The sequence below is a fragment of the Halorubrum rarum genome (assembly GCF_048380895.1).
Taxonomy (GTDB): domain Archaea; phylum Halobacteriota; class Halobacteria; order Halobacteriales; family Haloferacaceae; genus Halorubrum.
The window spans coordinates 1-14,830 of sequence record NZ_JBLWMN010000001.1; the positions used below are offsets into that span (position 1 = coordinate 1).

The 14,830-nt window shown below is 61.7% G+C and carries 14 protein-coding genes; 8 read left to right on the forward strand and 6 right to left on the reverse strand.

Features of this window, described 5'->3' with window-relative positions; all coding sequences use genetic code 11:
- Window positions 1–438: 438 nt before the first annotated feature.
- Entirely contained in the window at window positions 439–1,470 is a 1,032-nt protein-coding gene (locus ACNSN7_RS00005; RefSeq protein ID WP_418279796.1) for a hypothetical protein, read from the reverse strand.
- Window positions 1,471–1,688: 218 nt separating this feature from the next.
- Window positions 1,689–2,651 carry a UbiA family prenyltransferase gene (locus tag ACNSN7_RS00010; RefSeq protein ID WP_418279797.1) on the reverse strand — a complete coding sequence of 321 codons (963 nt, stop codon included), beginning with the start codon at window positions 2,649–2,651 and terminating at the stop codon, window positions 1,689–1,691.
- A gap of 217 nt (window positions 2,652–2,868) precedes the next feature.
- Here ACNSN7_RS00010 and ACNSN7_RS00015 point away from each other — a divergent pair, with 217 nt between their 5' ends.
- From ACNSN7_RS00015 to ACNSN7_RS00030, 4 genes are all read left to right on the forward strand, one after another.
- Window positions 2,869–3,702: an MBL fold metallo-hydrolase gene (locus tag ACNSN7_RS00015; RefSeq protein WP_418279798.1), complete on the forward strand. Its 834-nt coding sequence runs from the start codon at window positions 2,869–2,871 to the stop codon at window positions 3,700–3,702.
- A gap of 23 nt (window positions 3,703–3,725) precedes the next feature.
- Complete coding sequence (locus tag ACNSN7_RS00020) at window positions 3,726–4,112, forward strand: cupin domain-containing protein (protein WP_418279799.1); 387 nt, start codon at window positions 3,726–3,728, stop codon at window positions 4,110–4,112.
- Between the two features lie 90 nt (window positions 4,113–4,202).
- Window positions 4,203–5,819: a hypothetical protein gene (locus ACNSN7_RS00025; RefSeq protein ID WP_418279800.1), complete on the forward strand. Its 1,617-nt coding sequence runs from the start codon at window positions 4,203–4,205 to the stop codon at window positions 5,817–5,819.
- Window positions 5,820–5,868: 49 nt separating this feature from the next.
- Entirely contained in the window at window positions 5,869–6,777 is a 909-nt protein-coding gene (locus tag ACNSN7_RS00030; RefSeq protein ID WP_418279801.1) for a phosphoribosyltransferase HisG-related protein, read from the forward strand.
- Between the two features lie 37 nt (window positions 6,778–6,814).
- Here the strand turns inward: ACNSN7_RS00030 and ACNSN7_RS00035 are convergent, their stop codons facing one another.
- The 3 genes from ACNSN7_RS00035 to ACNSN7_RS00045 form a co-directional block, all read right to left on the reverse strand.
- Complete coding sequence (locus ACNSN7_RS00035) at window positions 6,815–7,750, reverse strand: mechanosensitive ion channel family protein (RefSeq protein ID WP_418279802.1); 936 nt, start codon at window positions 7,748–7,750, stop codon at window positions 6,815–6,817.
- A complete protein-coding gene (locus tag ACNSN7_RS00040; RefSeq protein ID WP_418279803.1) occupies window positions 7,750–8,727 on the reverse strand; it encodes a DUF7972 family membrane protein in 978 nt (325 codons plus the stop codon). The genes ACNSN7_RS00035 and ACNSN7_RS00040 overlap by 1 nt, the downstream gene beginning before the upstream one ends.
- Before the next feature lie 794 nt (window positions 8,728–9,521).
- Window positions 9,522–9,842: a DUF5789 family protein gene (locus ACNSN7_RS00045; protein WP_418279804.1), complete on the reverse strand. Its 321-nt coding sequence runs from the start codon at window positions 9,840–9,842 to the stop codon at window positions 9,522–9,524.
- A 423-nt stretch (window positions 9,843–10,265) separates the two neighbouring features.
- On the opposite strand from ACNSN7_RS00045, the gene ACNSN7_RS00050 reads away from it, so the two are divergent.
- Together ACNSN7_RS00050 and ACNSN7_RS00055 are read left to right on the forward strand one after the other, a co-directional pair.
- Window positions 10,266–11,177: a diacylglycerol/lipid kinase family protein gene (locus tag ACNSN7_RS00050; RefSeq protein WP_418279805.1), complete on the forward strand. Its 912-nt coding sequence runs from the start codon at window positions 10,266–10,268 to the stop codon at window positions 11,175–11,177.
- Between the two features lie 55 nt (window positions 11,178–11,232).
- The gene (locus ACNSN7_RS00055; RefSeq protein ID WP_418279806.1) at window positions 11,233–11,874 is read left to right on the forward strand and encodes a PHP-associated domain-containing protein; all 642 of its coding nucleotides are present in this window, start codon (window positions 11,233–11,235) and stop codon (window positions 11,872–11,874) included.
- 98 nt (window positions 11,875–11,972) lie between these two features.
- Here the strand turns inward: ACNSN7_RS00055 and ACNSN7_RS00060 are convergent, their stop codons facing one another.
- Entirely contained in the window at window positions 11,973–12,725 is a 753-nt protein-coding gene (locus ACNSN7_RS00060) for a GNAT family N-acetyltransferase (protein ID WP_418279807.1), read from the reverse strand.
- A gap of 528 nt (window positions 12,726–13,253) precedes the next feature.
- Here ACNSN7_RS00060 and ACNSN7_RS00065 point away from each other — a divergent pair.
- Together ACNSN7_RS00065 and ACNSN7_RS00070 are read left to right on the forward strand one after the other, a co-directional pair.
- On the forward strand, window positions 13,254–13,607 hold the full coding sequence (locus tag ACNSN7_RS00065; RefSeq protein ID WP_418280183.1) for a hypothetical protein: 354 nt from the start codon (window positions 13,254–13,256) through the stop codon (window positions 13,605–13,607).
- 141 nt (window positions 13,608–13,748) lie between these two features.
- The gene (locus ACNSN7_RS00070) at window positions 13,749–14,768 is read left to right on the forward strand and encodes a DUF7972 family membrane protein (protein WP_418279808.1); all 1,020 of its coding nucleotides are present in this window, start codon (window positions 13,749–13,751) and stop codon (window positions 14,766–14,768) included.
- The last annotated feature ends 62 nt before the right edge of the window (window positions 14,769–14,830 follow it).

The window sequence follows — 14,830 nt, forward strand, 5'->3', positions numbered from 1 at the left end:
GACCGCCCCTGACTCCCTCGCGCGAGGCCGTTCGCGGCCTGACGGCCGCTCACGGGCGCACAGGGCGAGAGCGAGGCTCTCGCTTGCAGCCGGCGCGTCGCGCCGGCGACGCCACCGCACAGTTCGTTTATAAGTGGCAGTCGCCGTCGATCACGGTCGTTTAAATACCGTATCGCGACCGACGACCTGCAACACTCACTCCCGCTATCGATCACCGCTGTATCTGAATTGGCCGTTGAATCTCTACCAGCTTAGGGAGGTGTTCTGATAGCCGTGCGAGATGCAGGGCGCGAATGTTGTACTAGATTCGCTTTTGCTGTGCAAAAGGGGAGGTGTTCCAAGAACAAAGGAGTGACAAACCATCGGAAATCACCCCATTGACCGTTAAAACCTCACCAAACAGGATGGGTCCTATCTCAATTCAGCTAAAACAGCTGGCTATAACAACTCCTCTTTCTTTTTCTCAAATTCTTCATCTGAGATAATTCCTTTTTCGTTGAGCTCAGCAAATCTTTCAATTCCTTCGGCAGCACTGATGGCGTCTCCCTGATTTCCTCTGTTCGATTCGTCTTCCCATTTATTAACAAAGTCTACCAATTGCGTCGCAATAGAGCATCCACTGATCGTATAATCATTGGCATCGGTGACGATCGAGACTTTGCCAAATACGGTAGAGTCGACGCTTCGTATCTCACTTATTGGAATCGTAATCCAACTTCTATTTATCATGCCTTTCTTTTCTACTTTTATTTTTCCTTCATAAACTTCAACGCCACCACAATTTTCTCTTTGCTTCGTATTTCCTTCAATCCTAACCTTGCCACCTTTCCCTGAATAAATGGGCTGCGGGCCCTGATCATTCGGGTTGTTAGTTGCTTGCTCCAACCGCCTATCAGACCGTTCGCGGGCCTCTTGTCCGACCGTTTTTGGGGTTTCGAAATCCGCTTGAATATCTTCATTGACCTCAGATGCCTCTAAAATATACTCAGAAGCGGTCTCCATGCCCTCATCCTCCCCGGAAAGTTGGAAAAAATACGTCTCATCTTTGGTCTCAACTTTGAGAGTGGCTACTGAAGGCTCCAACATCCCGGATGACTCTTGTTTGACAAATCCTATTCCGGAAATATCTCCGTATTCGATAGTAAGCGATCGATCATCGCTCTTGTCACCAATCAAAAAGAGTACTCTCTCACTGGTAACCACGAGAACAACTCGATACTCACCGTTTGGTTCTAAGTCGCTGCCAGCTTGTCTTTTGATGCGGTTATTTACACGACTTGGGAAAATGAAATGGGGCTGCTCCGAATCCTTAAGCCAATCTAATACTGAGCTGTTTGCTAGGTAATCTCTGCCCTTTCCAAACCCGCGTTCTATTGTAGTAAGGCGCTCCAGTGTAACGCTTTCTCCTTTTGCGTTATTCGCTAAACGCTCCGCTCTTTTATTTTCATCTCCCCCTCCGAACAGTCTCATTAGCACACAAAAAGTGAGGTATCCAATATAGCTTCTGGTTCATACAACATCCATATCTCGCACGCCGCTACTGACATATTGTGGAGAGATTGGCGTTAAATATCGGTACGTGATTAACCTGTACTGACCGCGATCGGACTCACGTGTGTCAAATACTGGGTGTTTCAACGGAACTGATGCACGGGATAGTGTGGGGACCGGCGAACGGGGTGCCCGACTCAGCCGAGCAGCCACACGCCGACGATCACCACGCCGACGACGATGTACGAGCAGTCGGGTGCGATGCCGAGCAGGTCGGGTTTCGACGTTCGTCCCGCGAGCGCGGTCACGCCGACCGATATCGCGACGCCGACGAGCAGTGCGGCGGCGAGCGGCCACGCGAACAGCCCCATCGACACCGCGGCGGCGACGAGCGTCGCGGTCGCGAGATCGACGGCGTACAGCGCTCGACGAGTCCATTCGACGCCGACCACGATGGGCAGCGTCGCGACGCCGATCGCGGCGTCCGCGTCGACGTCACGGACGTTCGGTAGCTCGGCGTCGACGAACGAGCGCAGGAAGAAGTATCCGAAGACCACGCCGACCGCCGGCGTGATCGCGACGCCCGCGAACGCGAGCGGAAGGAACGTTACTGCGACCGCCCAGCCGAGCGCGACTAACACGGAGTTCACGAGGAGCACGTCCTTCAGTCGGGGGACACTCCCCAGGAATCGACCTGTCGCCCGCCCGAGTGACGGGAGCCAGTCGGAGGCGTACAACACCCAGAACGCCCCCGGCAGGAGCGTAAGCGCGAGCGCCGCCGGACCGCCGACGAGCGCGAGCGCGACGGCCACCCCGTATGCGACGGCGGCGGCGATCATCAGTTGATCCGCGTACCGCCTGGCGTAGTTCGCGCGGTCGGGATTGGAACGCACGTCCGTGTCGGCGTCGGCGACGCTGTCGATGGTGTACACCGCGAACGCGACGAGGCCGACGACGAGCGGCGCGGGCGTCACCGGGAGACCGAGCAGGGCGGTCGCGATGCCCACCTCCACGGCGGCGACGAACGCCATGAACGCGGAGCTGTACACGAGCGTGTTTCCGAAACGTTTCGTCCGCACGGTGAGTCGGACGAGATCGGAGCGATACGACGAGTTCGTGCCGTCGAACACTGACGACGGCGGATCGGTTCGTTGTGCCATTCGTAACGGAAGGCGCGGTGAGCTGACCCTCCATCACGCCGTTCGTAGGCCTGGTATATACGTTTCAGGCGTATGATGGATCCGACACGATGGGTCGCGACCGGGGGCACTGGATTCGTTTCAGCTCTCGGTGGGTTCCGTCCTCGATCCCTCGATACCCACCCCGTCCCGGACTCGCTCCGGAACGATTAGGGACCACGCCAACGCAGGGAGGGGTATGACGACGTCAGACTGGGGCGACTGGCTGCCGCGAGCGGTCGCGAACGCCGACCCCGACACCGTCGCGCTGTGGTATCTCGGCTGTAACGGCTTCGCGATCAGGGGGGCCGAGGGGACGGTCCTCTGGATCGACCCGTACGTCGGGCTCGGCGACCCGCCGCGGACGATCCGGATGATTCCCGTCCCGTTCGATCCCGCCGACGTCGCGGTCGCGGACGCCGTGCTCGCGACGCACGAACACACCGATCACGTCCATGGCCCCTCACAAGCGCCGATCCTCGCGAACACGGACGCCGACTTCGTCGCTCCGGACGACTCGCTCGCGGTCGCGCGCGACGAGGAGTCGTGGACCGACGAGTGGGACGTCGACGAGGAGCAGTTCCTCGAGGTGACCGAGGGCGACGAACTGCGGATCGGCGAGTTCACCGTCCACGTCGTCGAGGTGTCCGACCCCGATGCGACCCATCCGGTCGGCTACGTGATCGAACACGAGACCGGAACCGTGTTCCACGCCGGAGACAGCAAGCCCTCGTCGACGTTTTCCGACCTCGCCGAGCGATACGATATCGACCTCGGGATCCTCGCGTTCGGATCGGTCGGCACCGTTCCGGACAAGGAGACGCGCGAGCCCGTCCGAACGAAGTGGTACAGCGACGAAAACGAGATAATCGAGGCGGCGAGCGCGCTCGAACTCGATCGATTGGTTCCGACCCACTGGGACATGTGGAAGGGACTGACGGCTGACCCCACCGTCCTGCATTCGCACGCACGAAGCTTCGAACACCCGAACCGCCTGGACATCGTCGAGATCGGCGACCGAGTCGATTTATAACTGCGTGTGGTAGCCACGACACGATGACGAGCGAGTTCAGCGTCCTCGATCTCGACGACGTCGATCAGGAACCGTTCCCGGAATCGGGCCTCCTCCATCGAAAGCTCACCGACTCGCTCGGGAGCAGCGAGATGCGAGTGAACGCGATCACTCTCGCCCCCGGCGAAGCGACCGCTCCGCACGCACACGAACGACAGGAGGAGATATACGTCGCGCTCGACGGCGGTCACGTCCGGATCGACGGTTCGGACCACGAGGTGTCATCCGGCGGCGTCGTCCGAATCAGTCCGGAATCGGTCCGAAGCGTCCGAAACGAGAGCGACGACGCCCAAACGTGGCTCATGTTCGGTGCACCACCGGTCGGGACCGTGGACGATTTCGGAGAGTACACGATGCCCGACGAGGAGTGAGCGCGTCGACACCCCTCCGGACGACGTCGGGTTATCACGGACGAAACACGGCCCGTGGAATTTAAGCCCCTCCTTGCGAAGCATTCGTTTATGACCGAACGGACGGCAGAATCGGCGATGACCGTCGAGGAGGACGGGATCAGCGTCGAGAAGTCCTTTACAGACGACGAGTTTCCCGTACCAGCGGTAACGTACGATCTCGCCTCGAACCGAACGGAGTCGGCTCGCGTACGTATCGTCGATACCATCCCGGAGTCGTTCCCGATGGACCGCGTGGGGTTCCATCCGGAGTACGAAAGCGACAACTGGACCGCGTACAAGGACCACCGCGTCGAGTTCGAACGCGTGCTCGAACCGGGCGAGTCCGTCGAGACCGTGTTCGGGATCCGTTCCGACGATCCCGACATCGACGGCTTCCTCGGCGCTCCCGTGATCGAACACGTCCCGGTCGGCGAGGAGATCGAGGACGTCCTCGGCACCGGAGAGACGGACGCGGTTCGAGAGGTCCTCTCCGGCGATCGGGCCACGCTCCCCGGGATGGAACGCGAGGAAGACGCGACCGACGACTCGTCGGTGGCGGACCCGCTCGAGGAGGACCTCCTCGAAGACGACCCGCTCGAAGACGGCTCGGTCGCGGACGACGAGACGGACTTCGACTCCGCCGACGACGCCGATGCCGCCGACGCCGGCGATGGCGCGGACGGCGACATCGAACCGCGCCCCACCGACGCGGAGACGGCGGCCGCAGTCACTCCACGTCAGGAATCCGACGAGGAGGCCGTGGGGGAACCGCACGAGGTGTCGGACGAGGGCCAGGAAGACGAGACGGCCCCGACGGAGTCGGACGTCGAACCCGACGACGGCTCGGAGCCGGAGTCCGGTTCGGACCCCGCCCCGTTCGCCGAAGCGGGTCTCGCCGCGACGCTCGCCGAGGAGATCCGCTCCGGTGACGTCGACGACGACGATCTCGAACTCCTCCGGTCTGAGCTCGACGGCGGCCTGCCGCGCAGCGTCGACGTTCGGATCAGCCGACTCCAGTCGAGCGTCGCCGATATCGAGGCGTACGCGGACGCGCTCGCAGAGTTCATCGACGAGAACGGGACCGCTCAAGAGGTCCTCGACGGGCTCCAGTCGCGCGTCGATGCGATGGAATCCGACGTCACCGCGATCGACGACCGCGTCGACTCGGCCGACGAGGAGCGCGCACAGCTCGCGAGCGATATCGAGGGCGTCGAGGGCTCCGTGATCGGAGTCGAGGAGACGGTCGCCCGCGTCGAACGCTCCGTCTCCGAGCTCGACGAGAGCGTCTCCGCGGTTATCGCCGACGTGTCCGATGCGGAGCAGGCGATCGGTGACGTCGAAGACGAGGTCTCGTCCGTCGCCTCGGACCTGTCCGGACTCGACGACGCGGTCGATGATATCGGCGACGACGTCGAGACGCTGTACGAGGTGACCGACGACACCGCCGCGGCGCTCGAGGACGCCGACGCGCGGGTCGACGACGTCGAGGACCGTCTCGGTCGGTTCGACGCCGAGTTCGACGACGTCTGGGACGATCTCGCGGAGGTCGACGGCCGCTTGACCACGCTCGAGGAGAGCCTCGGCGACGACGTCGACGACATCGAGGCGGAGCTCGCGGGCATCAACGATCACCTCGAGGAGCTCGAAGCGTTCCGGAAGCGCCTCAACGAGGCGTTCGGACCGTAAGCCGGTCGAAAGCGCAACCCGTTTTAGCGGCGGTCCCCGATCGGCACCAATGAGCGAACCCGTCCCGGTCGCCGTCCCACGGAAGGGCCGTCCGCTTGAAGCCGTTCTTGAGCGCGTCGCCAACGTGGGCCATCACGAGGCACTCGACGACCTCGCGGACCGGGTGAGCAACACGCTTCGGTACGAGAAGGCGGTGACGAAAGGCAGCGTCGAGGCCGACGCCGGTCCGTACGAACGGCTGGCCGACTACTCCGATCCGGGCGAGCCGACCGAGCCCGAGTTCACGCTGCTGCGCGACGACCGCGACGGGAAACCACGACGGATCGTGTTCGACGCCGCGACCGTCGATCTCGGCGGCGTCGAACTGAAGCTCGTCGGTCGCGAGGAACCGTTTCGGGCGTTACGGACCCACGAGTTCGCGCTCGGGTTCGACTCCGCCGATCTCGTGTTAGAGGAGGTCGTCGGGATCCGGCCCGCGGGACTGGAGGGACTCGCCGACGTGAACGAACGCATCGATCCGCTCGACACCGACGTTCGGGTCGTGAGCGGACTCGGTGACACTGTCTATCACACGCTCATGGCCCGTCCGGAGATCCTTCCCGGAGGAGCGGAGCTCGACCGCGAGTTCGTCAGAGAGTACGACGGAAAGCTCTGTATCTCGCCGCGCTACGAGCGGCTGGTCACCGCCGTGCTCGGAACCGACGTCCTCGACGACGTCGAGTTCGCGTATCCGACCCGCGAGGCCCAAGAGGAGGAGGCCGCCATCGCCGACACCGGACTCGGCGTCTACCTCACGGTCTCCGGATCGACCGCACGTGAGCACGGACTGGTACTCGGCGAGCACCTGTTCCCCAGCGAGACGGTCCTCATGGGGAACGACGCCGAGCGATCGGACGCCGTTGACCGCGCTCGGGATCGGCTGGTCGCTCCCGAAGCGGATTCAGCGCTCACCGTGTGATACCGATTAGACCTCGGCCAGTCGCGCCCGGGACGGTTCATCGAGGCCGTCCCGAGTCGTCGATACCGATCCGTCCAGTGATCTCTAGCTCCGATATGGGACTGATAGTGATTCCCTCGTTCTCGAACCGGTGCTTGATTCGGCGAGCATACTCCGACCGGGTGGCGAGGACGTCTTGCCGGCCGGGATCTTCTATCCAGTAATGGATGCGAACTGTGACCTCGTCCCCGAGTTCGTCCACATACACGACCGGGACCGGATCTGCGAGAACTGCGTCGATCGAGGCTGCGACGTCCTCGAAATGTCCTATCGCGTCGTCGATCTCGTTCTCGTAGGCGATTCCAAACTGCTGGACGATCCGATGATTCCCCCGGCCGAACGGACGAGATATCTCGTTGCTCGTTAGGATCGTGTTTGGGATCGTCACGAGTTCGCCGTCCTTCGTTTCGACGCGCGTGGTTCGAAGGGCGATCGACTGGACGACCCCCTCGCCGTTTGGCCACTGGATGTAATCACCGACGTTGAAGTCCGGATCGAGTACGAGGGCGATGCCGCTAACCAGCGATCCGATCACCTCCTGGGCCGCGACGCCGATCGCCAGCGCGATGGCACTGATGAGGAGTGCGGAGTCACCGAGTGCAGGACCGTATCCGGCGATGCTTGCACCGACGAAGACGGCTATGACAATGACGACTACCTGAAAATACCTGAGCAAGGCGTTTTGAAGCGTGGGATTGTTGTGGTTTCGCCGGCGGAGTATCCGCGCGAAGACGGGCTGGATGAAGAGTCGATTGAGTATCACGACAGCGAGGAGGCCGGCGAGGAACCAGCCGATGCGGATGACGACCGGCCAGTACTCGATGAGCTCTCCAGGACCGACCTCCGGTGCCGGTGTCGTCGCTTGAACAACCACTAGGGCCGCTGGGATGGTCCATCCCCACAGGTGATACGAAGGGGCGTTAGGGGACGTCATTACGGGGGGATAAACGGACCGACCGAGACGGTTTGCCGGGCGATCGTTGCTGCCCGGAGGATATACGACACGAAAAGCGCGAGTGGCATGGTGACGACGCCAATACCGAGACTGACAACGATGGGAAGCGTTGAGAGTGGAACCGTCACGGTATTCGTCCGGTAGATGAGTGTCACTGCGATCGTCGTGACGAACGCTATCAACCCGGTGTAGACGATCATACGCGAGAGTTCTGCGAAATCCTGTTGGAGGGCTATCGTCTTGTAGAACTGACGCACGACGGCGATCGACTCGAGAAGCCTCTCGACCGCATGGAGCTCCACCTGAACGGCGTCCGGGACCGACTCGGCGTATCCGTTTTGCAGATGTTGGATCGACGTTAGATTCACGGCGTATTCGGTTCCCAAGAGGACGGTGAGCACGTGATCAACCGGCGTGTTGTTTTCAAGCCGTGCGTCGATGTTTTCTCCGTACTCTCCGATGTCACGAAGTGCGCTCGTCACCTCACTTGGTGGGTCCCAATCGCCGGATTCGTCCATCGCATGGAGGGTCAGGACCCGGTCACTCAGCGTCCGGCCGATGAGTGAGAGAAACGCGGCCGGATCGTTTGGACTCGACGGCCGTCCGGCGAGGGTTGCGATGTCCTCATGAAGTTCACGCGCGCTATTGAGACGGTTTGTCAACGAGTCAATAGTCCCGAACACACGTGACATAACGAGTTGATTTATCGAAAGCGAGATCGTAATTAGCGTTATGACACCGGCAGTAAGACCACTCGAAAAGAGCGTACCGGTGGCGCTGTCCGGTCCCACAGCGAGTATATCACCCCAGATTAGCGCTCCAACGATCCCGACGATACTGACGGAGATACCACTCGCGACGACACGCCGATCCCCCTCGATGAGCACCCACGCGGCCACGCGTTCCCGGGTGGTTTTCTCGTATACGGAACTCTCAGTTCGAATTTCCGGATCCATAGTAGACAAGCGCGCCGAATCAGTATCTCTCTCCTCGTAGCGAGAGCGATCTGTTCCAGTCGGTACGACACGAACCCGGTACGTGGCGGCTGTCGCACCGGTGTTGCCAGCGAGCGTCAGCAACGTCCGCCAGCCCAAGTCCGTCTCGACTGTCGCGTTCGGTTATCCGGCGGTCGACAGCCGCGAAAAGCGGGTCCGTAGCCATCCGTGTCGGATTCCTATCGGTCAACGTTATTGCCGTCGGGATCGGCGGTATCGGAATGGGCGGTACCGATGTCGTTATGGTCATCTTGGTGATCTGCCTCTTGGTGATCTACCCGGCCGCTTGGCTGCGTGACGTTGGGCCGGCGCTGCTGTTCCTCGGAGCCCGGGCGTCGGCTGGTCTCGTTCGTCGGTCCGTTCCGGCTTGAGGGGAGCGTTCTTCCGTTCGAGAGGGTTCGATCCGAACGTCGCTCGTCGCTCAGCCGGACCGACCGCGGATCGCCCGGACCAGTTTGTGGAGGAGGTGGAGGGTGGTGATGACGCTGGACGCGTAATACGCGAGCGTGAGTAGGCGTTTGATCATGACTCAGCGGAGAGAAGTGCCGGGCGAACATAATCGGGCGGCATGCGAGCGCAAGCCCGAGAAACCGTCTCCCTCCTGTTCCGGTCACTAGCGGTGAGCGCCGAGAGCGCGATGAATCCCCTACACCCGCACGACGGGATCTGGCTGCGCGACTGAGCGAACCGCGCGACCGGACGGCACAGTGAGGATGGGGCGAACCCCGTTTCGAAGCGGCTGGCCGGCCAGCCGCCTACATCGACTCTTCGGTGTCCTCCTCGGCCTCCGTGCTGCCGCCGCGATCCGAGTAGTTCTTCCGGCCGATCGCCTCGTCACTGACCATCCCGATGACGCTCTGACGTACGTCGTCGGCGGACTCGTAGGTGACCCCGTCCTGTGATTCTAACACCGTCTGGAGCGTCGTCGTGTCGTCGCCCAACCCCAGTTCGTAGTCGCCGTACCGCTCCAGTAAGGTCTCCAGATCGATCGGGTACTCCTCGTCTTCAAGCTCGTCCGCGAGCGGACCGAGCTCCACACCCTGCTCGCGGCTATCGTCGTTCTGATCGGTCGTCATTCCCGTAGAGCCGTGCCGAAGCCACTTACCCTCTGTGCCGGCCCCTGCCGGGTGGACGGGACGCGCCCGTGCAGGCTGCCCAGTCGGAGCGGTTGGCGCTCAGGTGCGGTTCACATATCGTCTCGCTACCGGTGAACTGCAACACTCACTCCCGCTTTCGATCGCCGCCGTATCTGCATTGACCACAGGAATGTCACAACATGTCACCTGTTGAGTGTCTCAACGGAGCGATAATCTGTGCCTACAAAAGAGAGGACCTCCTAACAATCTACCAGCAGTGCGATCAGGACCTAATGTTTCGAACATCCCCCGCTCCGGACCGAAGTATCCGGGAACATCAGGTCCCACGATCGGCTATCGAACAGGGTGGAGCCCGAACTGACATCACCTCCAGTGCTTCCATCGTCTCCAACGGGGTCTAGTATGGCGGACACCGTGATTATTTATAACCCACAGAGTGGAAGCGGCTCCCATGCCGACGAGGTCGAGTCCCGAGCGGATCTGTCCGGGTACACGATCGAACGGTCCGAACGAGCCGGCGACGTGCTCACACTGACACGGGAGGCTGTCGAGGCCGGATACTCGACGATCGTGGCCGGCGGCGGTGACGGTACTGTCAACGAAGTCGTTCAGGGAATTGACCGGGCCGACGCGTTCGACGACGTCACGCTCGGCATCCTCCCGCTCGGGACGGGGAACAACTTCGCGAAACAGATCGGAATCACCGATCTCGAAACCGCGTACACTGCCCTCGATGACGGCGTCCAGCGTACTATCGATCTCGGGATGGCAACCGATCGGCCCTTCGTGAACTCGTGTGTCGGGGGATTAACCGCCACGTCAAGTGACGAGACGTCCGGGGAGTTGAAGTCCCGAATCGGTGGGTTGGCGTACGTGCTCACGACCCTCCGGACCGTGACGGACTTCGAACCGCTGGAGCTTACCATTGATAACGAGGCGAGTGACGGAGGCACTCCGGCCTGGAGCGGCGAAGCGTTCTGTGTGATGGTCGGGAACGGCCGTCAATTCGCGGCGGACGGGACCACACAGGCCAACATGGAGGACGGTCTCTTCGAGGTCGTGATCGTCAGGGACGTGCCCGCGATCGATCTGATGAGTGATACGGTGCTTGAGCGCCTGTTCGGACAGGATTCGGCACACATCGACCGGTTCCAAGCCGCATCGCTGGAGATCATGAGCCACTCGTCGGAACCCGTCAGATTCAGCTTGGACGGGGAGATCATCCAGCGACGCGACCTCACGCTCGATGTTCGACCGAACACACTGCGGCTCGTAGTCGGGGAGGGATACGACCCTACCCCGACGGACACATGAGGCTGCCGGTTCCCGCGAACGGCTGGGGGACGACGAATCATCATCCGAGGACGCAATGTTCACAGTAGACCTCCACGCTCACACTCGGTTTTTTCACGGATTCCACGCGGAACCGACCGCCTTCGACCCGATCGGCGCGCGTCTGTTAGCACTGTGGGGACAACGCTCCGGGCTCGACGCCATCGCGCTGACCAATCACGACTACTACAGCCCGTTCGACTGCGCGATGGGAGGTCCACAGTTCATTCCGGGCATCGAAATCACGACGACGCTCGGCCACCTCTTGGTCATCGGACCGGATCCGCCACGTCGGTCGGTTCCCGGTGAACGAACTCCGGAGGAGGTCGTGTCGCAGGCACACAGTACGGGCTGTGCCGCGATCATCGCGCATCCGTATCGCCGGAGTCGCCTTCGCGAGAGTGACGCAGAGTTCGACGCCGTCGAGATAAACGGGAAACACCCCGACAACGCCGATCGCGTACGAGCACTCTCCAAATCGCGTGGAATACCGGTCGTCGGCGGGAGCGACGCCCACTATCCCTTCGAGGTCGGGCGGACGGTAACCCGGATCGAGGCTGCGGAACTCACGCCAGAAACAGTGGTCGCCGCGATTCGGGAGGGAGCAGTTGAGGTAGACGTTCGCAACTCACGAGTCGACGACCTCGTGAGAACTGGGTACGACTACGTTCACCGGTAGCTTTGACGTCCGCCATGCATCCCGCCCGAAGGACCGAGAGATCGGCCCGCCCATCCCGGCACTCTCTCACTCGTACACCTCCCCCGTCCGTTCCCGTGTCAGAGATACGCATCGTCCCATTCGTCGGCCAGGTGAGTGTTGCCACAGTCCCCGCATTCGAGCCTATCGAGTCCGTCGATCGAGACGTTCGTACTGCCGCACTGTGAACAGAAGTACCCGTACGCGTCCTCCTCGTCGTCGTCCGCACTGTACACGGTGAAGAACGGGGCCTCACTGCCGGGAACGCTATCGTCGCGATCGACGGGTCGGTCAACCCCGTCGACGGTGACGGACTCCGGGACCGTGACGGTTGGTTCGTTCGGCGTCTCCGTCGATTGGCCTTCCGTGAACATGGTGACTGCGAACTCCTCCCCGCCGACCAGTATCTGGTCGTGATCACCCTGCTTGAGGCCGAACTCTTCGAGGAACTCGCCGCCCTCCACGGCGTCGTCAAGGATGCACGCCGCGATCGGCTTTTCGGCAAACCGTTCGCGAACGTGATCGAGCAGCGCCGTGGCAACACCCCCTCCCCGTGCCGCTGGATCCACGTGGAGCCACCGGATCGTCGCTTCCGTTCCGATCTCGACGGTGACGAATCCGCGGACGGTTTCCGTGCCCTCGACCGTCTCGTCGACGACGAGCACTGCCGTCTCCGCATCGTCGAGCAGGTCGGCCAGCGATGCGTCGTTGAATTCCTCTTCGAGAATCATCTCGATCTCTTCTGGACTGAGCGAGTACGATGATTGCAGCGAGTCGCGTGTGAGTGCTCTGATCTGTTCTCGGTCATCCGACTCCGCAGGGCGAACGTTCATGTGATTTGGTATCGTTTAACTGTCATATGTTTTTTTAGGTTTGTACGATAACACGTCGAAGTCCCGCACTGAAAAGAAGGGTCCAGCAGGAGACATAGCGGTAGGCCCGATGAGCGGTGTTACCTGATCAGGCGGATCTCGTTATCAGAGACGGTCTCGACGCCAGAGGTGTCGAACTGGTCGGTGTCTTCGACGCCCTCTGTCAGTGGTATCCCGTCTTGCATGGTGATCCGATGAACAACGTTTCCGAGGCTAACCGTTCTGCTTGCCTATGCTAGGTGCATATGTCGGATCCCTCCCACGGCTGAAGCCGTGGACGTCCTCCTTGTTCCGCTGTGAACGAAGCCGCCGAGCAACGTGACCGTCGCCTCGACCGCCCCCCAACGACGAGGCGGAAGCACAGCTGCGTCTCCTCAACCGGGGCGAGCCGGACGGGAACTGGAGAAAGGAGCTGAGATCACGGAGACCCCGGGTTGCACCCGCAAGCAGCGATCGTATCAGCCTCAGAGTCGAGTGGTACCCATGGCAATCGTCGACACGCTGATCGTGTTCCTGGTGAGCCTGCTCGTCGGCGCGACAGGAATCTACGTCGGGGCACGCGTGATGACGAACATCGACGACTTTCCAAAGGCGGTGGTAACGGCCCTAGTGGGCGCGGTCGTCTGGGCGATCGTCGCGTTCTTCTTCGGTAGGATCCCACTTCTTGGTCCGCTTCTGGCGCTGATCGCGTACCTTGCGGTCGTGAACTGGCAGTACCCGGGCGGCTGGGTCAAGGCCGCCGGGATCGCGCTGATCGCCGCCGTGGCCTCGCTCATCGTCCTCTACGTGATGGCGGTCGTGGGACTGATCGGCTTCGAGGCGCTTGGGGTGCCCGGTGTGTAGGTCGGTGACACCCGATCCCGCGAACGGGAGACGTGAGCTTTCCATTCGACGACTCCTCGCCATCTCCGACGGGACTAGTCCCGATGGATGGCGACTTGACGTCCAGCACGCGCTCGTCGTCGAGTTCGCAGTGAATAGCCCATGAGCCTCGTCGACCACTACTGGGGCTTTCGCGACTGGTTCCCGGTCCCGCAGCGAAACGGCCGGTTCCACGTGATCCGGTGGGTCCTGCTGGAGGCCAACCGGCTCGCGGTCACCGGTGCGTTGCTGACGTTTGTGTTCGCGGCGCTCATGCTCATCGGGTCTATCTGGACCTTCCAGATGCAACAGGTCCTCACGGAGACGCCCGCGGTTCAAACGATCCTGAGTTCGCTGTTGAGTGGCATCATTCTGCTCGTATCGATCGTGGTGTCGATTAACTCGATCGTCTTATCCCACGACATCACCTCCGTGGACGCGCAGGGGAACCGTATCCAGGGGGTGATGGAGTTCCGACGGGACATCGGTGAGCTAACCGAGAGCGGCGAGAGCCCCACAGATCCGGCGTCGTTCCTCAGTCTGATGGCGGCGGTCATCCACGACCGCGCAAGCGCCCTCGAAGAGATCACCGCGGGGAGTGACGGGGAGCTAACTGCGGACATCCAGGAGTACGTCGACGAGGTCATCAACACGATTGAGCCGCTCGATCATCAGAGCGACAGCGCCTCTGGCGCGGAATTCGGCATCCTCTGGCTCGGTCTAGAGGCGGACTACGGGACGTTCATGGACCGCTCGCGGGCGCTGCGGAGCTCTCACGGGAGCGAACTGTCCGAGACGTTCGACGAGGGACTCGACGACCTCGTCGAGGCGTTCCAGCTGTTCGCCGTCGGCAAGGAGTACTTCAAAACGATCTATTACACTCAAGAGGTGTCACAGCTGTCGCAGACGCTCCTCGTTATCTCGCTGCCGTCGATCCTAGTCACCGCGTCGGCCATCCTCGCGATCAACGCCAAGATCCTGCCCGACACGTGGGTGTTCGGTCTCCCACCACTACTGAGCTTCGTCGCGACCGTGTTCACGATTTCGCTGGCTCCGTTCCTCGTGTTGACCGCGTACATGCTCCGGCTCTCGGCGGTCGCCCAGCGGACCGCCGGCGCGGGGCCTTTCTCGCTGCAACAGTGAGGGCCGCGACCGTACTACCACCGGGGGGAACTGGGACCGGCTCGGCGAAGCGACGGATACGT

Excerpts from the sequence above, each read along its gene's own strand:
- ACNSN7_RS00005 (WP_418279796.1), bottom strand. The coding sequence starts at position 1,470 with ATGAGACTGTTCGGAGGGGGAGATGAAAATAAAAGAGCGGAGCGTTTA.
- ACNSN7_RS00010 (WP_418279797.1), bottom strand. The coding sequence starts at position 2,651 with ATGGCACAACGAACCGATCCGCCGTCGTCAGTGTTCGACGGCACGAAC.
- ACNSN7_RS00015 (WP_418279798.1), top strand. The coding sequence starts at position 2,869 with ATGACGACGTCAGACTGGGGCGACTGGCTGCCGCGAGCGGTCGCGAAC.
- ACNSN7_RS00020 (WP_418279799.1), top strand. The coding sequence starts at position 3,726 with ATGACGAGCGAGTTCAGCGTCCTCGATCTCGACGACGTCGATCAGGAA.
- ACNSN7_RS00025 (WP_418279800.1), top strand. The coding sequence starts at position 4,203 with ATGACCGAACGGACGGCAGAATCGGCGATGACCGTCGAGGAGGACGGG.
- ACNSN7_RS00030 (WP_418279801.1), top strand. The coding sequence starts at position 5,869 with ATGAGCGAACCCGTCCCGGTCGCCGTCCCACGGAAGGGCCGTCCGCTT.
- ACNSN7_RS00035 (WP_418279802.1), bottom strand. The coding sequence starts at position 7,750 with ATGACGTCCCCTAACGCCCCTTCGTATCACCTGTGGGGATGGACCATC.
- ACNSN7_RS00040 (WP_418279803.1), bottom strand. The coding sequence starts at position 8,727 with ATGGATCCGGAAATTCGAACTGAGAGTTCCGTATACGAGAAAACCACC.
- ACNSN7_RS00045 (WP_418279804.1), bottom strand. The coding sequence starts at position 9,842 with ATGACGACCGATCAGAACGACGATAGCCGCGAGCAGGGTGTGGAGCTC.
- ACNSN7_RS00050 (WP_418279805.1), top strand. The coding sequence starts at position 10,266 with ATGGCGGACACCGTGATTATTTATAACCCACAGAGTGGAAGCGGCTCC.
- ACNSN7_RS00055 (WP_418279806.1), top strand. The coding sequence starts at position 11,233 with ATGTTCACAGTAGACCTCCACGCTCACACTCGGTTTTTTCACGGATTC.
- ACNSN7_RS00060 (WP_418279807.1), bottom strand. The coding sequence starts at position 12,725 with ATGAACGTTCGCCCTGCGGAGTCGGATGACCGAGAACAGATCAGAGCA.
- ACNSN7_RS00070 (WP_418279808.1), top strand. The coding sequence starts at position 13,749 with ATGAGCCTCGTCGACCACTACTGGGGCTTTCGCGACTGGTTCCCGGTC.